18 protein-coding genes are annotated in these 20,643 nt (G+C 73.4%); 9 read left to right on the top strand and 9 right to left on the bottom strand.

Annotated elements, in window-relative coordinates; genetic code table 11:
- Window positions 1–132: 132 nt before the first annotated feature.
- The 3 genes from thiE to ACFVZH_RS03800 all read left to right on the top strand — a co-directional run bounded on the left by thiE (window position 133) and on the right by ACFVZH_RS03800 (window position 2,700).
- Window positions 133–786, top strand: coding sequence for a thiamine phosphate synthase (thiE, locus tag ACFVZH_RS03790; protein WP_384892638.1), 654 nt, complete (start codon window positions 133–135; stop codon window positions 784–786).
- Window positions 787–870: 84 nt separating this feature from the next.
- Window positions 871–1,788, top strand: coding sequence for a methylenetetrahydrofolate reductase [NAD(P)H] (gene metF, locus ACFVZH_RS03795; RefSeq protein ID WP_384892641.1), 918 nt, complete (start codon window positions 871–873; stop codon window positions 1,786–1,788).
- 54 nt (window positions 1,789–1,842) lie between these two features.
- Window positions 1,843–2,700: a hypothetical protein gene (locus ACFVZH_RS03800; protein WP_384892643.1), complete on the top strand. Its 858-nt coding sequence runs from the start codon at window positions 1,843–1,845 to the stop codon at window positions 2,698–2,700.
- A gap of 15 nt (window positions 2,701–2,715) precedes the next feature.
- Here ACFVZH_RS03800 and ACFVZH_RS03805 read toward each other — a convergent pair whose 3' ends face one another.
- The 5 genes from ACFVZH_RS03805 to ACFVZH_RS03825 all read right to left on the bottom strand — a co-directional run bounded on the left by ACFVZH_RS03805 (window position 2,716) and on the right by ACFVZH_RS03825 (window position 8,879).
- Window positions 2,716–4,149 carry a phytoene desaturase family protein gene (locus ACFVZH_RS03805; RefSeq protein WP_384892646.1) on the bottom strand — a complete coding sequence of 478 codons (1,434 nt, stop codon included), beginning with the start codon at window positions 4,147–4,149 and terminating at the stop codon, window positions 2,716–2,718.
- A gap of 78 nt (window positions 4,150–4,227) precedes the next feature.
- Window positions 4,228–4,878 (bottom strand): DUF4126 domain-containing protein, encoded by a 651-nt coding sequence (locus ACFVZH_RS03810; protein ID WP_384892648.1) that lies wholly within the window; start codon window positions 4,876–4,878, stop codon window positions 4,228–4,230.
- Between the two features lie 315 nt (window positions 4,879–5,193).
- Window positions 5,194–5,802 (bottom strand): TetR/AcrR family transcriptional regulator, encoded by a 609-nt coding sequence (locus ACFVZH_RS03815; protein ID WP_384892651.1) that lies wholly within the window; start codon window positions 5,800–5,802, stop codon window positions 5,194–5,196.
- A gap of 43 nt (window positions 5,803–5,845) precedes the next feature.
- The gene (locus ACFVZH_RS03820; RefSeq protein ID WP_384892654.1) at window positions 5,846–7,933 is read right to left on the bottom strand and encodes a YhgE/Pip family protein; all 2,088 of its coding nucleotides are present in this window, start codon (window positions 7,931–7,933) and stop codon (window positions 5,846–5,848) included.
- On the bottom strand, window positions 7,905–8,879 hold the full coding sequence (locus ACFVZH_RS03825) for an ATP-binding cassette domain-containing protein (protein ID WP_384892657.1): 975 nt from the start codon (window positions 8,877–8,879) through the stop codon (window positions 7,905–7,907). Before ACFVZH_RS03825 ends, ACFVZH_RS03820 begins: the two co-directional genes overlap by 29 nt.
- A gap of 163 nt (window positions 8,880–9,042) precedes the next feature.
- Between ACFVZH_RS03825 and ACFVZH_RS03830 the strand changes: the two genes are divergently transcribed.
- The 3 genes from ACFVZH_RS03830 (at window position 9,043) to ACFVZH_RS03840 (ending at window position 11,109) form a co-directional block, all read left to right on the top strand.
- Window positions 9,043–9,573, top strand: a complete 531-nt coding sequence (locus ACFVZH_RS03830; RefSeq protein WP_384892660.1) for an SAV_6107 family HEPN domain-containing protein — start codon at window positions 9,043–9,045, stop codon at window positions 9,571–9,573.
- 67 nt (window positions 9,574–9,640) lie between these two features.
- Window positions 9,641–10,429: a class I SAM-dependent methyltransferase gene (locus tag ACFVZH_RS03835; RefSeq protein WP_384892663.1), complete on the top strand. Its 789-nt coding sequence runs from the start codon at window positions 9,641–9,643 to the stop codon at window positions 10,427–10,429.
- Window positions 10,430–10,701: 272 nt separating this feature from the next.
- Window positions 10,702–11,109 (top strand): DUF3040 domain-containing protein, encoded by a 408-nt coding sequence (locus ACFVZH_RS03840; protein WP_384892665.1) that lies wholly within the window; start codon window positions 10,702–10,704, stop codon window positions 11,107–11,109.
- A gap of 225 nt (window positions 11,110–11,334) precedes the next feature.
- On the opposite strand, the gene ACFVZH_RS03845 is transcribed toward ACFVZH_RS03840, so the two are convergent.
- From ACFVZH_RS03845 to ACFVZH_RS03860, 4 genes are all read right to left on the bottom strand, one after another.
- Window positions 11,335–13,767, bottom strand: a complete 2,433-nt coding sequence (locus ACFVZH_RS03845; protein WP_384892668.1) for a DUF3488 and DUF4129 domain-containing transglutaminase family protein — start codon at window positions 13,765–13,767, stop codon at window positions 11,335–11,337.
- Window positions 13,764–15,113, bottom strand: a complete 1,350-nt coding sequence (locus ACFVZH_RS03850) for a DUF58 domain-containing protein (RefSeq protein WP_384892671.1) — start codon at window positions 15,111–15,113, stop codon at window positions 13,764–13,766. Before ACFVZH_RS03850 ends, ACFVZH_RS03845 begins: the two co-directional genes overlap by 4 nt.
- On the bottom strand, window positions 15,113–16,132 hold the full coding sequence (locus ACFVZH_RS03855) for an AAA family ATPase (RefSeq protein ID WP_384892674.1): 1,020 nt from the start codon (window positions 16,130–16,132) through the stop codon (window positions 15,113–15,115). Before ACFVZH_RS03855 ends, ACFVZH_RS03850 begins: the two co-directional genes overlap by 1 nt.
- 143 nt (window positions 16,133–16,275) lie before the next feature.
- Window positions 16,276–16,815: a beta-class carbonic anhydrase gene (locus ACFVZH_RS03860; RefSeq protein WP_384892676.1), complete on the bottom strand. Its 540-nt coding sequence runs from the start codon at window positions 16,813–16,815 to the stop codon at window positions 16,276–16,278.
- 322 nt (window positions 16,816–17,137) lie between these two features.
- Here ACFVZH_RS03860 and rsmH point away from each other — a divergent pair, with 322 nt between their 5' ends.
- Genes rsmH through ACFVZH_RS03875 form a run of 3 tightly spaced genes read left to right on the top strand, consistent with a single transcriptional unit; the run spans window position 17,138 to window position 20,635 of the window.
- Complete coding sequence (rsmH, locus tag ACFVZH_RS03865; RefSeq protein WP_384892679.1) at window positions 17,138–18,094, top strand: 16S rRNA (cytosine(1402)-N(4))-methyltransferase RsmH; 957 nt, start codon at window positions 17,138–17,140, stop codon at window positions 18,092–18,094.
- On the top strand, window positions 18,091–18,645 hold the full coding sequence (locus ACFVZH_RS03870) for a septum formation initiator family protein (protein ID WP_384892682.1): 555 nt from the start codon (window positions 18,091–18,093) through the stop codon (window positions 18,643–18,645). The genes rsmH and ACFVZH_RS03870 overlap by 4 nt, the downstream gene beginning before the upstream one ends.
- Before the next feature lie 7 nt (window positions 18,646–18,652).
- Window positions 18,653–20,635, top strand: a complete 1,983-nt coding sequence (locus tag ACFVZH_RS03875) for a peptidoglycan D,D-transpeptidase FtsI family protein (RefSeq protein WP_384892685.1) — start codon at window positions 18,653–18,655, stop codon at window positions 20,633–20,635.
- Window positions 20,636–20,643: the final 8 nt, after the last annotated feature.

Below are 20,643 nucleotides of genomic sequence, written 5' to 3' on the forward strand. Positions count from 1 at the left end.
CACCACCCCCCTCTGCGGCGGGGTGGGGTCGTCTTTTTTTTTCTCAGCCCCCCGCGCGGGGGGGGGGGGGCCCCCGCCCCCGCCCCGCCCCCCCCCCCGCGGCCCCGTGACACCTACGGGGGGAACCCACCCATGCCCACGCCTCGTGAGCGGCTCGCCGACGCCCGGCTCTACCTGTGCACCGACGCCCGGAAGCGCCAGGGCGACCTGCCGGCCTTCCTCGACGCCGTGCTCTCCTCCGGCGTGGACATCGTGCAGCTCCGCGACAAGGGCATGGAGGCCGGTGAGGAGCTGGAGCACCTCGCCGTCTTCGCCGAGGCCGCCCGCCGGCACGGCAGGCTCCTCGCGGTGAACGACCGGGCCGACGTCGCCCACGCCATCGGCTCCGACGTCCTCCACCTCGGCCAGGGCGACCTGCCGGTGCCAGCCGCCCGCGCGATCCTCGGCGACGAGGTCCTGATCGGCCGCTCCTGCCACGCCGAGGGCGAGGCGGCCGCGGCCGCCGCCGAACCGGGCGTGGACTACTTCTGCACCGGCCCCTGCTGGCCCACCCCCACCAAGCCCGGACGGTACGCGCCGGGGCTCGACCTCGTGCGGTACACGGCCGGCCTGGCCCAGGACCGGCCCTGGTTCGCCATCGGCGGCATCGACGAGACCAACCTCGACGAGGTCCTGGACGCGGGAGCCCGCCGCATCGTCGTCGTCCGGGCGATCACCGAGGCCGAGGATCCGGCCGCCGCGACCGCCTCCCTCGCCAAGCGCGTCCGCGAGCGCGCGGGGGCCTGACCCGACCCGATCGGGTGTCCGAAAAGGTGTCCACCACTCGGACGCCGTTTACGCGGCCCACCGCGCCCCGTCTAACCTGCCCGTATGGCCCTAGGTACCGCTTCCGTCCGATCGGACCGCGCACGCACGGTGCGCGAGATCCTCGCCTCCGGCGGCACGTCGTACTCCTTCGAGTTCTACGCGCCCCGGACCGAGAAGGGCGAGCAGGTCCTCTGGAACGCCATGCGCCGCGTCGAGGCGGTCGGTCCCAGCTTCGTCTCCGTGACCTACGGCGCCGGCGGCACCACCCGCGGCGGCACCGTCAAGGCCACCCAGAAGATCGCCTCCGACACCACGCTCACCCCCGTCGCGCACCTCACGGCCGTCGACCACTCCGTGGCCGAACTGCGCAACATCCTCGGCCAGTACGCCGACGCCGGCATCCGCAACATGCTCGCCGTCCGCGGCGACCCGCCGGGCGACCCGCTGGGGGAGTGGGTCGAGCACCCGGAGGGCGTGAAGTACGCCGCCGACCTGGTCCGGCTGATCAAGGAGTCGGGCGACTTCTGCGTCGGCGTCGCGGCCTTCCCCGAGATGCACCCCCGCTCCGAGGACTGGGACACGGACATCCGGCACTTCGTGGACAAGTGCCGCGCGGGTGCCGACTACGCCATCACCCAGATGTTCTTCGACCCGGAGAACTACCTGCGGCTGCGCGACAGCGTCGTGAAGGCGGGCTGCGAGACCCCGATCATCCCCGAGGTCATGCCCGTCGTGAACGTCAAGACCCTCGACCGGCTGCCCCAGCTGAGCAACGCCGCCTTCCCGGCGGATGTGAAAGACCGCATCCTCGCCGTCAAGGACGATCCCGCCGCTGTACGCTCCATCGGTATCGAGTTCGCGACGGAGTTCTGCGCGCGTCTGCTCTCCGAGGGTGTCCCCGGACTGCACTTCATCACGCTGAACAACTCCACCGCGACGCTCGAGATCTACGAGAATCTCGGACTGCACCAGCAGTCGTGACCGGTCGTACCCGCCCCGACCCGCGGCGGTGACCGTGGAGAGGGGCGGCGGGGCATGGGGTGGACGGTCCTCTACATCGCGTTCGGCGTGGTCGCACTGTGGCTGCTGGGGGAGGTGCTCCTCCAGTACAAGGCGCGGCTGCGCTGGCGCGTGCTCGCCTTCTGCGGCTTCCTGGGCGTGGTCCTGGGCGTGTTGCTGCCCTCGGTCGCGGTCATCGTCGCCGGAGCCGTCGCCTTCGCCGTCGGCCAGACCTATGTGACGCTCTCCTTCCGCCGCGGCTTCTCCACCGGCTGGGCGATCGGCGGGAACCCGGGGGCGAGCCGCCGCCGCAGGTCCGGATCCGCGGCCCAGGCGGGACCCACCCTCCAGGTCACCGACCTGTCCTACGGCGATGACGACACCGCCTTCGCCGCACACGGGACCGACGACGCGGCGGCCCACCCGGCCGACACCGGGGCCGCCGCGGTCTACGAGCCCGAGCCGCTCCCCGAGGACACCGGCCAGTACGGGATCTACGACGGCGGCCACACCGCCGCCGCCGGCTACGGGACGGGGTACGACCCCTACGCGCCCGGGTACGACCAGCCGTCCCACGACCAGCCCGCCTATGACCAGACCGGGTACCCGCAGCCCTCCTACGAGCAGCAGCCCGCCTACGACTACGGCGCCGCCGGACAGCAGCAGTACGCCACCTACTCCGACCCGTACATCGGCCCCGGCGCGGACGGCCAGCAGTACGCCCCGTACTACGCCGACCCCTACGCCCCCTCGTACACCTACGACACCCCGCCCGGCGGGGTGTGGGTCCCGCAGCAGCGCGACAACGAGCCGGACCCCCACCAGCAGCAGCAGGCCCCGAGCCCGTACGGCTACGAGCCGCACCCGGACGACCAGCAGCAGTACCGGTACTGAGGGCCCGGCGGCTCCTTACTGGGAGCCGCGGAAGCCGTCGCCCTCCACGATCAGGCCCGCCACCAGGGCGCCGGACATGCCCGCGTGGGCGAGCCCGCCGCCCGGGTGGGACCAGCCGCCGGCGAACCAGAGCCCCGGCAGCGGCGAGCGGTTGGCGGCCGGCAGCAGCAGCCCGCGGGCCCCGGCCAGCGCGGGCCCCGGCACCTCGGCGGACCCGGTGTCCCGCCGGACGTCCTCCGGGGTGCGCACGTGCCGCCACAGCAGCCGCTCCCGCAGCCCCGGCACCGCCTGCCCGGCGGCCTCGGTCATCCGCCCGGCGAAGGACTCCCACTCCTCCTGCCCGGACGTGCGGACGGTCGCCGTCACCGTCACCGACTCGTGGACCGCGTCCGGGCGCAGCGCCGGGTCGTCCGGCCGCAGCACCGTCACGGTCGGCCGCCCGTCGGCCGCGTGCACGACCGTGCGGTGCACCGCGTCGGCCTCGCGGGGCCCGCGCAGGGCCAGACAGACCGTCACCCGGCCCGTGCCGTTGACCTGGTGGTGCGGCCAGTCGTCGCCGTGCTCCCACTCGACGACGTGGTCGCGGTAGAGCGCCGGCACCGGCGCCCCGGAGACGACGTGATCGGCCTCGACGGTCCCGCCGTCGGCGAGCCGGACACCGACCGCCCGGCCGTCCTTCTCCAGGACGTCCTCCACCGGCGTGCCGAAGACGAACTCCACCCGCCGCTTCCGGCACCGCTCGTACACCGCGTCGGCGAGCGCCCGCAGCCCCCCGCCCACGTACCAGCTGCCGAACGTCTGCTCCATGTACGGCAGGACGGCGGCCGAGGCCGGGACGGTGGCCGGGTCGAAACCGTACGACCACGCGTACGCGTCGAGCAGGGCGGCGAGCCGGGGGTCGCGCAGCTCCCGCGCCCCGATCTGCGCGAGCGTCGTCGTCGGGCGGCGCAGCAGGCCCGCCTTCAGGGCCGGGTACGGCTCGCGGGCGAGCGGCGCCGGGTCGGCCGGCTGCGGCTCCTCCAGGAGTGGGCGGCGGGTGCGGTCCCACGCCTCGCGGGCCCGCACCAGGAAGTCGCCCCAGCGCTCGCCCGCGCCCGCGCCGAGCGCCGCGTCCAGGGCGGCGGCCGTACCGGCCCGGGAGGCGTTCGGCAGGTCCACGCGCGTGCCGTCGGCGAACACATGACGGCTCGCCGGATCGACCTGCGTCAGGGTGACGCACTCCTCCAGCGGCTCCTTGCCCGTCTTCACGAACAGGTCCCGGTAGACGGCGGGCAGATGCAGCAGCCCCGGCCCCGTGTCGAAGGCGAACCCGTCGCGCTCGAACCGGCCGACCGCGCCGCCGTACGTCGCCCCCCGCTCGTACACCGTCATCCGGTGGCCCGCCACGGCCAGCCGGGCCGCCGCCGCCATGGCGCCGAGTCCCGCGCCGATCACCACAATCCGTGCCATGTCGGGGAGCCTATCCGGCCCCTCGGACACCGGCGGAGGCCCGGTCGGCGTCCCCGTCGGCGTCCGGGCCGTCAGCAGTCAGAAGTGGGCCGACCCGTCGTCGTCGGGCGGCGGATGGGCCCGTGAGCGGGTGCCCAGGGCGGCCAGTCTCCTCTCCTCGCGGCGCTGGGACCTGCGACGCAGGAAGCGGCGGATCCGCTGGGCGAGGAAGACCAGTATCGCCAGGCCGAGCAGGAGCAGTACGGCCGCGATGACCGCGGCCGTCACCGGGTGGAAGAGCGCGAAGGTGACGATCCCCGCCACCGCGAGGTCCTCCGCCAGGCTCAGCCCGACGTTGGTGAACGGCTCCGGCGAGGTGTTGACCGCCATCCTCGTCCCCGCCTTGACGAAGTGGCTCAGCAGGGCCGTCGTGCCGCCGACGGCGCCCGCCGCCAGCTCGGGCAGCGAACCGTTCTGCCCGGCGAGCAGGGCTCCGACGACGGCCCCCGCGATCGGCCGGACGACGGTGTGGACGGAGTCCCATATCGAGTCGACGTACGGAATCTTGTCCGCCACCGCCTCGCACAGGAACAGCACGCCCGCGACGACGAGGACGTCGGTGCGCTGGAGGGACTCGGGCACCTCGTCGGTCAGCCCGGTCGCGCCGAAGATGCCGAACAGCAGGACCACCGCGTACGCGTTGATCCCGCTCGCCCAGCCGCTGGTGAACACCAGGGGGAGTACGGACACGCCCGCGATCGTAACCAGGACTGAGTACGCGTACCTAGAGGGCGAGATGAGTAGGTGCGCGGATGGGCCCGGGGCCCCGCGGAAGGGAGAGTGGAGTCCACGGAAGGGGCGCGGCTCCGGTACCGCCGGCACGGGGCTGCGGAACGGGGTCGTGCGCCTGACGGCACGGGGGTGCACCAGGAAAGAAGCCGGTGCGGTGAGGCTCGGGGGGATCGAGCCTCGCCGCACCGGCCTTTCCGTTTCGTCGTCTCTCCGCCTCTCAGCGGTGCCGTCGTGCCGCGGTCCCCGTCCGGGTCCCCGCGCGCGTGTCCGGCGTCAGCAGCCGCCGACCCGGCCGTGCAGCAGCCGGGAGAGCGCCGCGTGCACGTCGTCGAGGGACCGCTCGCTCTGGAACGCCTGCCAGTCGAGCGCGGCCACCAGGACCATGCCGACCAGCGCGGCCGCCGTCAGCTGCACGTCGATCTCCTCGTTCAGCTCGCCGGCCGCGACCCCCTCCCGCAGCACCCCCTCGACCACCGCGACGGCCTCCTGGCGGACCACCAGGAGCGTCGAGTTCCAGGCCCGGTTGGTGCGCCAGAGCTCGGCCACGTACAGCTGGGTGAAGGCCGGGTAGCGGTCGATGAAGACCAGCCCCGCCCGGATCATCGCGTCGAGGGCGTCGATGCGGCTCCCGCCGCGCTCGGCGGTCTCCTCGGCCGCCGAGCGCAGGGAGGCGGCGAGCAGCGACACCCCGTGGCGCAGCAGCTCCTCGAAGAGCTCGGTCTTGCTCTTGAAGTTGTAGTACACCGTGCCCTTGGCCACGCCGGCCCGCTCGGCGATCTCGTCCACCGTCGTCGCCGAGAAGCCCTGCTCCGCGATGAGAGTGACGGCGGCCTCGTAGAGCTTCGCGCGCGTGGCCTGGCGTCGGGTGCTGCTGCTGTCCATGGGGTCGATTCTCACAGGTGTCGCGGGTGTCACCGGCCCGGTCTCACAGGGTCAGTTCGGGGTGGAGCCGGTCGAGCGTCCAGACCTGCCGCTTGCGGGCCGAGACGGCGGTCAGGGTCAGGGCGCCCAGGGTGAAGGCGGTCAGGACCGCGCACGCCTGCCAGACGGGGCCCGTCCCGCCGCCCGTGATCAGCCGGCGCAGCGCCTCGACCACGTAGCTCATCGGCAGGAACGGGTGGACGGCGTTGAAGAAGCCCGGGCTGGTCTGGACGGGGTAGGTGCCGCCCGCCGAGGTCAGCTGGAGCATCAGGACCGCGAGGACCAGGATCCGGCCGGCCGCGCCGAAGCGGGCGTTGAGCCACTGGATGATCGCGGCGAAGCAGCAGGTGACCAGCGCGAGGAAACCGACCGTGCCGGCGGCCCTGGCCATCTGGAGGCCGAGGCCCCAGTGCAGGACCGACATCAGGGCGGCGACCTGGAGGACGCCGATCGCCGCCACCGGCAGCCAGCCCGCCAGCGCGATCCGCCAGGCCGAGCCGCCGGCGGCGAGGGCGCGCCGGTTCAGCGGCTGGATGATCATGTAGGCCACCATCGCGCCGACCCAGAGGGAGAGCGGGATGAAGTACGGGGCGAAACCGGTGCCGTAGTTGGGCGCCTTGTGCAGCGACTGGGAGGCGAGCCGCACCGGGTCGGCCATGACCTCCGTACGCCGGTCGCGGTCCTGCTTGTCGTAGTCCGGGATCTGCTCGACGCCGTCGTGCAGGCCGCCGGCCAGTTCGCCGGAGCCGTCGGCCAGCTTGAACAGGCCGCCGTCGAGCGCGCCCGCGCCCTTCTTGAGCTTGCCGACGCCGGTGTCGAGGCTGACGGAGCCGGCCTTGGCCTCGGTGATGCCGGTGTGCAGCCGGTCCGCGCCCGCCGCGACCTTCTTCGCGCCCGCGTTGAGGTCGTTGATCTTCCTGATGGCGCCCTCGACGTCCTCGTCGAGGTGCGGGGCGCGGGCGGCCAGCTCGTCGGCCTGCTTCGTGAGCTTGGCCAGGCGCGCGTCCAGGGTCTTCAGGTCGTCGGTGTCGTTCTTGGTGAGCTCGTGCACGTCGTCGGCGATCGTGGCCACGTCGCCCGCGGTGACCGTGGCCTCCTTCAGCACCTCGCAGACCTTGGCGTCGGGGGCGGGGTCGTCCACGCACGCCTCGCGGTGCAGCTTGGCCAGACCGTCGTCGGCCTTGTGGGCGGCGGAACGCACCAGGGGCGCGCGCCGGACCAGGTCGTCCAGGTTGTGCCGGACCGCCGTCGCGGAGTCGGAGACCAGGCGGGCGGTGTCGCGGATCGACTTGCCGTTGTTCGCCAGGTAGGGGCGGACCTTGTCGGCGGTGCCGTTCACCTTGTCGGCCAGGGCCTGCGTGCCGTTCGCGACCTTCCGTGAGCCGCTCTCCAGGTCCTTGGCGCCCTTGTCGAGCTTCTTCAGGCCGGCCGCCAGGTCACCGCTGCCGGTCTTGGCCGTCGTGAGCCCGTCCGACAGGTCCTTGGAGCCCTTCTTGGCCTTGTCCACGCCCTGCTTGAGGTCGGCGGCGCCCTTGGCGGCCTTCGCGGTGGCGTCGTGGATGTCGGAGAAGGAGATGAAGATCTTGTCGAGGAACGTGCGCGAGGACTTGGTGGAGGCCGCGGTGCGGACCTCGGAGAAGACCGTCCGGGAGATCTGCCCGACGATGTAGTTGTTCGCGTCGTTCGTCCGCACCCGGAGCGCCCCGGTCTCGGGGGACTCGCCGGAGCTGGAGGCGATGCGCGAGCTGAAGTCGGCGGGCATGGTCAGGGACAGGTAGTACGTCCCGTTCTCGACGCCCTCGCGCGCCTCGGCGTCGCTCACCTCGTGCCACGCGAAGGTGTTGCTGTCCAGGAGCCCCTTGGCGAGGTCGTCCCCCGCGTGGATCGGCTTGCCGTCGGCGGTGGCGCCCCGGTCCTCGTTCACCAGGGCCACGGGGATCCTGTCGAGCCTGCTGTACGGGTCCCAGAACGAGTACAGGTACAGGGCGCCGTACAGCAGCGGCAGCAGCAGGATCGCGACGAGCGCGGCGCGCGGCAGCTTTCCCCTGCCGAAGCGCCTCAGCTCAAGCGCGGCCAGTTTCGGCGAGCGCATCGGCCGCCCCCTCCTCGGTCGTGGATGCGGTGGTGGTGTCGGGTGCGGCGTCGGCGGGTGCGGCGTCGTCGGAGGGCTCCTCGGCGGCGGTCCCCGCTTCGGCGGCGCCGTCGGCGTCGGTGTCTGTGCCGGTGCCTGCGTCTGCGTCTGCGTCGGCGGGGTCAGCGGCGGTTTCCCTGGTGGCCGATTCCGCGGCGGCGGGTTGCCTGGCGGATTCCCCGGTGGGCTTCGCCGCGCCCGCGAGCGTGGTGAGGCGCAGGGCGTCCGCGGGGGCCTCGCTGCAGACCGCGAGGACGGTCGTCCCGGAGGCGGCCACGGAGCGCAGCAGCGCCCACGCCTCGGCCCGGTCGGCGTCCGAGAGCTTCAGGTCGGTGTCGTCGACGCCGAGCAGCAGGGGGCGGCCGATCAGGGCCAGGGCGATCGAGAGCCGCAGGGCTTCCAGCCGCTCCAGGTCCCGTACGGAGGTCCGCTCGCCCTTCGGCAGGGCGGCGAGGTCGAGACCCGCGGCCGCCACGGCCTCCTCGATCCGGGCGCGGGACGTCGCCGCGCGCTCGGCGGGACGCCGCAGGAGGGCCCGTACGGAACCGTCGTAACGGCGCTGGAGCAGGGCCCGCTCGCGCAGGTGCTCGGCGACCGTGAAGGCCGGGTCGAGCTCGCTGACGCCGGGGACCTGCCCGAGCGCGCTGATCCGGCGCACGGCGGCCATCCTCCGGGGCAGCGCGAGACCCCCGACCTCGGCGTCGCCCTCGTGGGACTTCATCCTGCCGGTGAGCGCGAGCAGCAGGCAGGTGCGGCCCGAACCCGACGGGCCCTCGATCGCCACCAGCGCCCCGGGCTCCGCCCGGAAGGACACCTCGCGGAAGGCCCAGCCGCGCGGGCCCTTCAGTCCGAAGCCGTCCGTGACGACGGCGGCGCCGTGCGGATGCTCCTCGGCTTCCGTGCCCACGGACTCACCCCCCAATTCCCCTTTTTGAACTGACCAGTCAGTTCAAAAGTTACCCCCGAGTTGGATTCCAGGCAAAACCCCAGGTCAGCGTGATTGTCAGTGGGGGCGGGCACGATGAACACAGACGGCCACAGAGCCGTCACGCGACGGCAGGAGGTTCGTCATGGCCAGCCCTTCCGCATCCGCAGCGCCCCGGCGCCACCCCGCAAGCCGTCCCGCACCCGCGCAGCCGGGACCCGCGTCCGACATCCACCCCGTCCCGCGCCGCGCCACCGCCCCGCCCGCCGCCCTCGAACTCCTCGCCAAGGCCCGGGCCGGCCTCGTCGAGGCCGCCTCCCTCGACCGCCCCCACGAGCGGTACGCCGCCGCCCACCTGGCCGCCCTGCGCGCCGCCGCCGCCGTGCTCGCCGCCCGGGCCAGACCCGAGACCGGCCCCCGCCGGCGGCAGCGGATACGCACCGCCTGGGAGCTCCTCGCCGAACTGGCCCCCGAGCTGACCGAGTGGAGCGCCCTCTTCGCCGCGGGCGCCCCGCGCAGGGCCCGCGCCGAGGCCGGCATCGCCGGCGCCGCCACCCGGCGCGAGGCCGACGACCTGCTCAGGGACGCCGCGCTCTTCCTGCGCCTGGTCGAGCGGCTCCTCGCCCTCCGGCCGGTACGCCCGCGCAGGCCGTCGGCCGGCGAGTCCGAAGGATGATCCGAAAGGCGGGACCGAGGCCATAGGGTGGGGAGCGTCCGTACCCGTCACCGAGGAGTCAACAGCCGTGCCGGACCCTTCCCCTGTCTTCGGTCGAGAGGCGACGTCGCGCCCGTCGCGCGCCTCCCTGCGTACCGCCGTCGTCTGGGACGTCCTCAAAGACGCCCTCGACCGCCGGATCGAGGCCACCGGGAAGGACAGCCTCGACGTCCTCGACACGGGCGGCGGCTCCGGGAACTTCGCGGTACCGGTGGCCCGCCTCGGCCACCGGGTCACCGTCGTCGACCCCAGCCCCAACGCGCTCTTCGCGCTGGAGCGCCGGGCCGCCGAAGCCGGCGTCGCCGACCTCGTCACCGGCGTCCAGGGCGACATCCGGGGCCTCTTCGACGTGGTCGGCCGCGAAGGCTTCGACGCCGTGCTCTGCCACGGCGTCCTGGAGTACGTCGACGACCCCGCCGAAGGCGTACGGAACGCGGTCGCCGCGCTCCGGCCCGCCGGCAGCCTCAGCCTGCTCGCCGCCGGACTCGGCGGCGCCGTCCTGGCCCGCGCCCTCGCCGGACACTTCACCGAGGCCCGGCACGCGCTCTCCGACCCGGCGGGCCGCTGGGGCGCCGGCGACCCCGTACCCCGCCGCTTCAGCGCCGAGCAGCTCACCGAACTGGCCCACGAGGCCGGACTCCAGGTCGGCGCCGTGCACGGAGTCCGGGTCTTCGCCGACCTCGTCCCCGGCGCCCTCGTCGACACCGAGCCCGGTGCCGCGGAGGCCCTCCTCAAGCTGGAAGCGGCCGCGGCCGAGCTGCCTTCCTTCCAGGCCATCGCCACCCAGCTGCACGTCCTGGGCGAGAAGCGCGCCTGAACAGGACGGCCACCCGTTCGGCGGTGCGTGCCGCGGCACTCCACGGAGTACGCCACTGCCCGCCCGATGAGCGGTTCAGCCCCGTATGATCGGGGGACACCATCCGGCATGACGGACAAGGGGCTGGGGAATCAACGCCTCAGCAACCGATCCGCATGGCGGCCCGGATTGGCTATTCGGCATTGAGGGCGGGTTTCACGGGGGCGATTCCCTGCCTATCCTGAAAGGGCCGCAAACCGGTCGCCCCCGCGACCGACGACTAGGAGGACTCCGTGCCGCTCTCGGAGCACGAGCAGCGAATGCTCGAGCAGATGGAGCGAGCGCTGTACGCCGAAGATCCCAAGTTCGCGACAGCGCTCGAGGGAAGCGGACTGCGTACGTACACCCGACGACGGGTCTACCAAGCAGTCGCCGGCTTCCTGGTGGGTATCGCGCTCCTCATGGCCGGAATGGTCGCACAGCAGATCTGGATCAGCGTGGTGGGATTCCTCGTCATGCTGGGCTGCGCGGTCCTGGCCGTCACTGGATGGCGCAAGGCGCCCAAGCCGGGTGAGCAGCAGCAGGCCAGGGGCGGGATGGCGGCCGGAGGCCGTCAGGCCCGGCAGCGACGCTCCATGATGAACCGCATCGAAGAGCGGTGGCAGCGCCGCCGCGACGAACAGCAGGGCGGCGGCCACTGACGGCCCCCCGAGCGGCAGCCCCGCCCCCCTAACCCCCGAGCCCCGCAGGCCCCCTGCGGGGCTCACCCCATTCCCGACCCAGCCCGCGGGCCCCACGGCGGCCCCTCCCCGTGGCCCGCCCCCCCCGCGGGGCCCCTCCGTGCCCATCCCCAGACCGGGCCGTGCCCCGCGGGGCCGGTCGGCGTGAGGCCCCGCGGGTCCGGCCGACCGGCGTCGGGCCTGGGGTTAGGTGGGTTTGTGGGGGCGGAGGCGGGTGGTGAGGGTGCGGCGGTGGTGGGACCAGCGGGCGGTGGTGGCGGACCAGCGGGTGGAGGCGGCGGACCAGCGGGCGGACGCGGCCCAGCGGACGCGGACGGCCGACCGGGGCGCGAGAAGGGCGCGGAGGCGGGCGAGGCGGCCGGCGCCGGCGTGGAACCCGGCCCGGACGCGCCCGGCCTCTTCGGAGAGTCCGGCGACCGGCGTCGGCCGGGGCGCGTAGAGGACCTCTTCGACGGCCCGCGCCACCCGGTGCACCGCGTCGGCGGACTCGCCGCGCAGTTCACCCAGGCGGATGATCCGGGCCGCCGTCCTCCGCGGCGTCTGGGACTCGTCGGGTTCGACCCCGTAGTCCCAGGCGGTGTCGGTGATCTCCTGCCAGACGGCGAGTGTCCGCGCGGCCGTCTCCGCGGGGCCGCGGCCGCCGTCGGAGCCGAGCCGGCGGGCCCGGACGCGGGTCCGCCAGAGCAGCGGGAGCAGCGGGAGCGCGAGGGCGGCGAGCACTCCCAGGGAGAGCAGTGCCACGGTGAGCGGGTCCGGTCCCGAACCGTCCGACGAGGCGCCGCCGACGGCGGCGTCGGGGCCGCAGTCGCCGAGCCGCTTCATCTGCGGGGTGCAGCTCTCCGAGGCGCTGGGCGCGGCGGAGGGCAGGGCCGAGGCGCTCTGCTCGGGCTGTGCGGGGCCGGTGGCGGTGCCGGAGGGCGTGTTCTCCCGGGTGTAGGTGGGGGTGGTGCCGCGGGAGGGCGTGGGTTCGAACCGGGTCCAGCCGACGCCTTCGAAGTACAGCTCGGGCCAGGCGTGCGCGTCCCGGATGCCGACCGAGATCGAGCCGTCGGTCTGGGTGGTGCCCGGTGTGAAGCCGACGGCCACGCGGGCGGGGACGCCGAGCGAGCGGGCCATCGCCGCCATCGAGAAGGAGAAGTGGACGCAGAAGCCCTGCTTGTCCTTCAGGAAGCGGGAGATGGCCTGGACGCCGGTGCCGGATTCCACGTCGACGTCGTAGCGGAAGCCGCCGTCGCGGGCGAACCACTCCTGGAGCTTCACGGCCCGCTCATAGTCGTTGCGGGCACCCTTGGTCACGGTCAGGGCGGTCGAGCGCACGTCGTCGGGCAGCGAGTCGGGCACCTTGGTGTACTCGCTGCGGAGCTTCTCGGGCACGGGTCCTGCGGTGGCCAGCTGCTCGGGTGTCGGCTGGACGTCCAGGCTGGTGACCTGGTAGCGGGCGCCCTTGGTGGACTGCTTGTCGTCGCCGACGAGCATGCGTCCGGCCGGCTCGTACCGCCAGCGTCCGCTGATGTCGACCCGGCCGGCCGGGTACGGCATCGGCAGCCACTTCTGGTCGTAGGCGTCGGAGGCGACGAAGTTGCTGGTCACCTCGGTGATCCGGACGCTCTGGGAGAGTCCTTGGGGCCAGGGCAGCTGCTTGGGCACGTCCTCGATCGGGCGGACGGAGGACTTCCACGAGGTTCCGTCGAACTGGTCGAGGGCGACGAGCCGCAGGTAGAGGTCGCCGGTGTCGCGGGAGTTGGTCCGGTAGCGCAGGACCTCGCGGTCCTCCGGCTGGCGCAGGTTGTCCTGGAGGGAGACCAGCGGGTTCACGGCCGAGATCGTGCCGCCCTTGCCGCCGCCGGTACCGCCTTCGCCGCTGCCGCCGCCGAACAGCCCGCCGCTGAGGCCGGGCAGGGCGAGCGGCACCACCATGGCGATGCCCATCGCGACGACGCCGATGCGGCGTCCGGTGCGGGCCGGGGCGAAGGCGGGGGTGCCGGCGGCCGCGACGGCGGAGCCGGGCCGGCCGGAGCGCTGGGCGCCGCCGAAGACCCGCCCCCACTGGGAGAGCCGGTCGCGGCCTTCGGCGAGGAGCAGCAGCAGATAGCCGGAGGCGGCGAGGAGGAACCAGAGCCAGCCCGCGCCGCCGCCGGAGAGGCCGGCCGCGACCGAGTACAGGGCGAGCAGCGGCAGACCGGCCGGGGCGGCCCGGCGGAAGGTGACGGCGAGGGTGTCGACCAGGAGGCCGATCGCGACGACGCCGCCGACCAGCATGAGCCGGATGCCCTCGGTGTCCGGTGCGGGGATCGCGTACCGGCTGACGTCGTCGGCGCCGGCCCGGAACAGTTCGGTGGCGTGCGTGAGCGCCTGCGGGCCGGGGATCAGCCAGAGCAGGGCCTGCTCCCGCGTGAAGATCAGGGTCAGCGCGAGCAGCGCGGCGACGGTCTGCGCGAGGAGGGTGAGCGGCCGGGCGAGCGGTACCCGCCGGGCCAGGGTGCCGACCCCGCTCACCAGGGCGAGGACGAAGGCGGCCGTGAAGATCCAGGTCGCCGGCTTCACCAGGGGGAGCAGGGCTCCGGACGCCATCAGGGTGGCGCCCCAGGCGGCGAGTGTCAGCCGTGCGCGGCCGCTCATGACCAGCCTCCGTAGGTGTCGGCGGCGGATTCCGCGCGCGTTCCGGCAACCTGCTGCCACAGGTCGGCGAGCCGGGCCCCGGCCGGTACGGCCAGTGCCGTCCAGCCCGCTTCCTGGAGCTGCCGTACCCGGTCCTCGCCGGTTCCGGCGACGGCGCCGCCGGTGAGCCAGGTGCCGGAGTCGAGGACGAAGGCGACGGCCGCGCCGCTGCGGCCGCGCATCCGGGCGGTGAGGGCCGCCTGCTCCTCGTCGAGGTCGCCGACGAAGGCGATGAGCAGCCCTTCGTTGCCGCCGCGCAGCACGTCGGAGGCGCGGGAGAGTCCGGCGCCCTCGGAGTGGTCGACGACCGCGAGGGTGTCCATGAGGAGGCCGGCCGAGTCGGCCGGGTCCTGGGTCGAGCCGGCGAAGCCCTCGGAGCCCTCGCCGGGCACCGCGCTGCCGGTGTCGGTGAGCAGCCGGACCGCGTAGCCGCGCTCCATCATGTGCACCAGGGCGGAGGCGGCGCCGGAGACCGCCCATTCGAAGGCGGAGTCGGGGCCGGAGCCCTGGTAGGCGATCCGGCGGGTGTCGAGGAGGACGGTGCAGCGGGCCCGCTGCGGCTGTTCCTCGCGGCGGACCATCAGCTCGCCGTAGCGGGCGGTGGAGCGCCAGTGCACCCGGCGCAGGTCGTCGCCGTGCCGGTAGGTGCGCGGGATGACGTCGTCGTCTCCGGCGAGCGCGAGGGAGCGCTGCTGTCCGTCGCCGTACCCGGATGACTCGCCGGTGAGCTTCACCGGGGGCAGGGGCACGGTCCGCGGGATGACGGTGAGGGTGTCGTACGCGCTGAAGGCGCGGGTCAGCTCGCACATTCCGAAGGGGTCGTTGAGCCGCAGCTGGAGGGGGCCGAGGGGGAAGCGGCCGCGCAGGTCGGAGCGGACCCGGTAGGACACCTCGCGCCGGCCGCCCGCCTCGACCCGGTCGAGGACGAAGCGGGGGCGGGGGCCCAGCATGTACGGCACGTGGTCCTGGAGCATCAGCAGCCCGGTGGGGAGCTTGGAGACGTTCTCCATCCGCAGCTGGACCCGGGCCTCGGCGCCCGCCTCCACCCGCTGGGGGGTGAGCCGGCGGGAGGCCGCGACCCGGTAGCGGGTGCGGTGCAGCACGAGGACGCAGATCAGCGGCAGGGCGGCGAGGAGCAGCCCGACGCGCAGCAGGTCGGCCTGGCCGAGGACGTACGCGCAGACCGCGGCGGCCATGCCCGCGGCGAGGAAGGACCGGCCGCGGGTGGTGAGGCCGCCGAAGGCGGCCCGCAGACCGCCCCGGTCGTCTTCGCCCCACTGTCCGTCCGGCCCGGGAGCGCCTCCCATCACAGCCGCCGGGCGCCGGGCTGCTGCTGGCCGTAGAGCGGTCCGGCGGGCGGGGCCGCGGCCGGGACGGGCGTGCGCTGCAGGATGTCCTGGACGACCTGCTCGGCGGTGCGCCGGTTCAGCTGGGCCTGCGCCGTCGGCAGCAGCCGGTGGGCGAGGACGGGGGCGGCGAGGGCCTGGAGGTCGTCGGGCAGCACGTACTCGCGGCCGCTCAGCGCGGCGGATGCCTTGGCGGCGCGCAGCAGGTGGAGCGTGGCCCGGGGGGAGGCGCCGAGCCGCAGGTCGGCGTGGGTGCGGGTGGCGGCGACGATGTCGACCGCGTAGCGGCGTACGGCGTCGGCGACGTGGACCGCGCGGACGGCCTCGATCAGTTTCATGACGTCGTGGGCGTGGGCGACCGGCTGGAGGTCGTCCAGCGGGGAGGCCGAGCCGTGCACGTCGAGCATCCGGAGTTCGGCCTCGGCGTTCGGGTAGCCGATGGAGACCCGGGCCATGAAGCGGTCGCGCTGGGCTTCGGGCAGCGGGTAGGTGCCCTCCATCTCGACCGGGTTCTGGGTGGCGACGACCATGAACGGGCTGGGCAGTTCGTAGGTCTGGCCGTCCACGGTGACCTGGCGTTCCTCCATGGACTCCAGGAGCGCGGACTGGGTCTTCGGCGAGGCGCGGTTGATCTCGTCGCCGATCACGATCTGGGCGAAGATCGCGCCCGGCTTGAACTCGAACTCCCGACGCTGCTGGTCGAAGATCGACACGCCGGTGATGTCCGAGGGCAGCAGGTCGGGCGTGAACTGGATCCGGCGCACCGAGCAGTCGATGGACCGGGCCAGCGTCTTGGCCAGCATGGTCTTGCCGACGCCGGGGACATCCTCGATCAGGAGATGTCCCTCGGCGAGCAGCACGGTCAGCGAAAGCCGTACGACCTCGGGCTTGCCCTCGATCACGCTCTCCACCGACCTGCGGACCCGCTCCGCGGTGGTGGTCAGATCAGTGAGGCTCGCTCGATCGTCATAGGTCGTCACCCGGCCCTCCTCGGCCTTCCGGAACACGGACACCTGCCCCCGTGGGATCTTCGGGGGGTGTCACCCGAGCATTGTTGTTGCCGTGGCCGGGTCGTGTCACTTGCCGGTGGGCAAGTGCGGGGGAAATGCCGGGATTTGGATGTTTACGCCGGGTCGATCTCGCGCAGCAGACCCGTCGTCACGTCGAAGACGAAGCCCCGCACGTCGTCGGAGTGCAGCAGGAAGGGGGAGGTCCGCACCCGCTGCATCGACTGGCGGACGTCCTGGTCGACGTCGCGGAACGCCTCGACGGCCCAGGCCGGACGCTGGCCGACCTCGTCCTCCAGTTCGTGCCGGAAGTCCTCGGTGAGCGATTCCAGGCCACAGTTCGTGTGGTGCACCAGCATCACGCTGCGGGTGCCGAGGGCGCGCTGGCTGATGGTGAGGGAGCGGATCACGTCGTCGGTGACCACGCCGCCCGCGTTGCGGATGGTGTGGCAGTCGCCGAGTTCGAGGCCGAGGGCCGCGTGCAGGTCGAGGCGGGCGTCCATGCAGGCGACGACGGCGACGCGCAGCACGGGGCGCGCGTCCATTCCGGGGTTGCTGAAGTCTGCGGCGTAGTGCTCGTTGGCCTCGACGAGACGGTCGGTGACCGTGCCGCCGGTGCGTATGGCGTCGGCAGAGGGGTGCGCGGAGGTCGACATGGTTCCGACGGTAACGGTCACAGTGCGCCCGGGCCTGCTGTGAGAGGGGACAAAGAACGTCAATGAGCCTTGTTGTGAGCTAACCCACAGGCGCCGGGATCATGGCCCCGAACGAGTGAGCCGTCCGGAATGTCCGCCCCGCCCGCCGGCGCCGTGCGACGCGCCAGCCGGTTGATTGACCGGCGCGTCCGGTGGACTAAAGTGACGCGAAGTTAACGGAGACATCGAGCGATTTCCGCGGTTTCTCCCCGTGTGTGCGGCGGTACTACGGCTCGGCCTCCTTCCGCGGTACGTGCCTCCGCGCCGGCTCTGAGAGGGCGCATTGAGCAACGACCGACACGTCCCGGTGATGCTCCAGCGGTGCCTGGACATGTTGGCCCCCGCACTGGAGCGCCCCGGCGCGGTCGTCGTCGACTGCACCCTGGGCCTCGGCGGCCACAGCGAGGCCCTGCTCAAGAGGTTCCCCGAGGTGCGACTCGTCGCCCTCGACCGGGACAAGGAGGCGCTGCGGCTCTCCGGCGAGCGGCTCGCCCCGTACGGCGAGCGCGCCACCCTCGTCCACGCCGTGTACGACGAGCTGCCCGAGGTCCTCGACCGGCTCGGCATCCCGAAGGTGGACGGCGTCCTCTTCGACCTCGGCGTCTCCTCCATGCAGCTGGACGAGGCCGACCGCGGCTTCGCCTACGCCCAGGACGCCCCGCTCGACATGCGCATGGACCAGACGACCGGCATCAGCGCGGCCGAGGTCCTCAACACCTACCCGGCCGGCGAGCTGGTCCGCATCCTGCGCGCGTACGGCGAGGAGAAGCAGGCCAAGCGGATCGTCTCCGCGGTGGTGCGCGAGCGCGAGAAGGAGCCGTTCAGCAACAGCGCCCGGCTCGTCGAGCTCATCCGCGACGCCCTGCCCCAGGCGGCCAAGCGCACCGGCGGCAACCCGGCCAAGCGCACCTTCCAGGCCCTGCGCATCGAGGTCAACCGCGAGCTCGACAGCGTCGAGAAGGCGATCCCGGCGGCCGTGAAGGCCCTCGCCGTCGGCGGACGGGTCGCCGTCCTCTCCTACCAGTCCCTGGAGGACCGCATCGTCAAGCAGGTCTTCGCGGCCGGCGCGGCCACCACCGCGCCGCCCGGCCTGCCGGTCGTACCGGAGAAGTACCAGCCCCGCCTCAAGCTGCTCACCCGCGGCGCCGAGCTGCCCACGGAGGAGGAGGTCGCCGAGAACCGGCGCGCCGCCCCGGCCCGGCTCCGGGGCGCCGAGCGCATCCGGGAGGACGTGCTGTGACCACGGCGAAGGGGCCGCTCAAAGGGCGGGCCGCGCGGCTCGGACGGCTCATGCCGTCGGGGCCCAGCTCGGCCGCCCGCACCCCCTTCGTCCTGCTCGTCGTGGTCCTCCTCGGCGGCGGACTCATCTCCCTGCTGCTGCTGAACTCGGCGCTCAACCAGGGCTCCTTCCAGCTGAACGAGCTGAAGAACCGGACCACCGAGCTCACCGACGAGGAGCAGGCGCTCCAGCGGGACGTGGACGACTACGCGGCTCCCGACGCGCTGGAGCGGCGCGCCCGCGAGCTCGGCATGGTCCCCGGCGGCAGCCCCGCCTTCCTCGGCCCCGACGGCAAGGTCCTCGGCGAACCCTCGGAGGCCGTCGCCCCCAAGCCGAGCCCGACCCCGAGCGCGAAGCCGAAGCCGAAGCCGCCCCGGGCCCCGAGGACCACGCCCCCCGTTCCCACCGGCACAGGCCCCACCGGCTCGGCCTCCACCGGTCCGGGCCCCACCGGCCCCGGCCCCGCAAGGACAGCGCCCGCACCCGTCTCCCCTACGACCTCCGGCAGGTGACCGAGCAGTGCCCCCCAAGGAGCCCCCGCGCCGCCGCGTCCCCGGACCCGCACAGCCCGCGCGGCCCCGGCCCGCCTCCGCCGGAGCCCGCCCGTCCAGGCCCGCCCCGCGCCCGGCCGCGAAGCGGACCGCGCCCCGGCCGCCGGCCCGCCGGCCCCGCACCATCCGGCTCGGCAGCCCCCGGCCCCGGCTGCGCCTGGTCTCCCTCGGCCTGACCGTCGTCATGCTGGCCTTCGTGGTGCGGCTGCTCCAGGTGCAGGCCGTCGACGCCAGCGCGTACGCGGCCAAGGCCGACAAGTACCGCTTCCAGGAGTACACGCTCTCCGCCGACCGGGGCGAGATCACCGACCGCAACGGCATCGCGCTGGCCGCCAGCGTCGACGCCTACGACATCACGGCCGACCCCAAGCTCTTCACCCCCGAGGAGTCCAAGGTCCCCGACGCGCCCGAGCAGGCCGCCGCGCTCCTCGCCCCCATCCTGGGCAAGGAACCCGCCGAGCTCGCCAAGAAGCTCCGCACCCCCAAGTCCCGCTACACCCTCCTGGCCCGCAAGCGGACCCCGCAGGTGTGGAACCAGATCAAGGACCTCAAGCGGGTCTACGGGCAGAAGGCGCAGCGCTCCGCCGGCGGCAACGGCGTCAACCTCCTCGGCGGCGTCCTCAGCGAGCCCAGCACCAAGCGGGTGTACCCCAACGGCGAGCTCGCCGCCGGGATACTGGGCTACGTCAACGCCGAGGGCCGGGGCGCGGGCGGCGTCGAGTCCATGCTCGACCCGGAGCTGGCCGGCCGGGACGGCACGATCCGCTTCACCCAGTCCGGCGGCCGCCAGGTGCCGACCGCCGGCTCCCAGGGCACCCCCGCCGTCCCCGGCTCCGACATCGAGCTCACCATCGACCGGGACATCCAGTGGGCCGCCCAGCAGGCCATCACCGACCAGGTGAAGAAGTCGAAGGCCGACCGCGGCTACGTCGTCGTGCAGAACACCCGGACCGGCGAGGTCCTCGCCATGGCCAACGCCCCCGGCTTCGACCCCAACGACCTCTCCGCCGCCAACGCGGCCTCCATGGGCAACGCCGCCCTCCAGGACGCCTACGAGCCCGGCTCCACCAGCAAGGTCATGTCCATGGCCGCCGTCCTGGAGGAGGGCAAGGCGACCCCCGACACCCAGGTCACCGTCCCCAACCGGCTCCACCGCGGCGACCGGCTCTTCAAGGACGACATCGACCACAAGACCTGGCACCTGACCCTCAACGGCGTCCTCGCCAAGTCCAGCAACATCGGCACCATCCTCGCCACCGGCCAGCTCGGCGCCACCCAGCCCGAGTCCAACCGGATCCTGTACTCCTACCTGCGCAAGTTCGGCATCGGCAGCCCCACCGGCCTGGACTACCCGGGCGAGACCGCCGGCATCCTCGCCAAGCCCGAGGACTGGTCCACCTCGCAGCAGTACACGATCCCCTTCGGCCAGGGCCTCTCCGTCAGCGCGATGCAGGCCGCCTCCGTGTACTCGACCATCGCCAACAAGGGCGTACGCGTCGAGCCGACCCTCATCCGCGGCACCAAGGGGCCCGACGGGCGCTTCACCCCGGCCCCCACGCCCCAGGAGTCCCGGGTCGTCAGCGAGAAGACCGCCGTGACCCTCGCCCGGATGCTGGAGTCCGTCGTCGACGACCGGGAGGGCACCGGCAACAAGGCCGCCATCCCCGGCTACCGGATCGCCGGCAAGACCGGCACCGCCAACCGCGTCGACCCCGAGCTCGGCCGCTACAAGGGGTACACCGCCTCCTTCGCCGGCTTCGCCCCGGCCGACGACCCGCAGATCACCGTCTACTGCGCCATCCAGAACCCCACCAAGGGGAACTACTTCGGCGGCCAGATCTGCGGACCCATCTACAAGAAGGTCATGGAGTTCGCCCTCAAGACCCTCCACGTCGCCCCCACGGGCAGCGAGCCCGCCCGACTGCCGGTCTTCTCCGACCCCACCCCGTGACCCTCCGG

The sequence above is a fragment of the Streptomyces sp. NPDC059534 genome (assembly GCF_042743475.1).
In the GTDB taxonomy this organism is placed as follows: Bacteria; Actinomycetota; Actinomycetes; order Streptomycetales; family Streptomycetaceae; genus Streptomyces.

Coding starts and splice junctions, on each gene's coding strand:
- metF (WP_384892641.1), top strand. CDS start 871: ATGGCCCTAGGTACCGCTTCCGTCCGATCGGACCGCGCACGCACGGTG.
- ACFVZH_RS03845 (WP_384892668.1), bottom strand. CDS start 13,767: ATGAGCGGCCGCGCACGGCTGACACTCGCCGCCTGGGGCGCCACCCTG.
- ACFVZH_RS03850 (WP_384892671.1), bottom strand. CDS start 15,113: ATGGGAGGCGCTCCCGGGCCGGACGGACAGTGGGGCGAAGACGACCGG.
- ACFVZH_RS03820 (WP_384892654.1), bottom strand. CDS start 7,933: ATGCGCTCGCCGAAACTGGCCGCGCTTGAGCTGAGGCGCTTCGGCAGG.
- ACFVZH_RS03800 (WP_384892643.1), top strand. CDS start 1,843: ATGGGGTGGACGGTCCTCTACATCGCGTTCGGCGTGGTCGCACTGTGG.
- ACFVZH_RS03860 (WP_384892676.1), bottom strand. CDS start 16,815: ATGTCGACCTCCGCGCACCCCTCTGCCGACGCCATACGCACCGGCGGC.
- thiE (WP_384892638.1), top strand. CDS start 133: ATGCCCACGCCTCGTGAGCGGCTCGCCGACGCCCGGCTCTACCTGTGC.
- ACFVZH_RS03830 (WP_384892660.1), top strand. CDS start 9,043: ATGGCCAGCCCTTCCGCATCCGCAGCGCCCCGGCGCCACCCCGCAAGC.
- ACFVZH_RS03815 (WP_384892651.1), bottom strand. CDS start 5,802: ATGGACAGCAGCAGCACCCGACGCCAGGCCACGCGCGCGAAGCTCTAC.
- ACFVZH_RS03805 (WP_384892646.1), bottom strand. CDS start 4,149: ATGGCACGGATTGTGGTGATCGGCGCGGGACTCGGCGCCATGGCGGCG.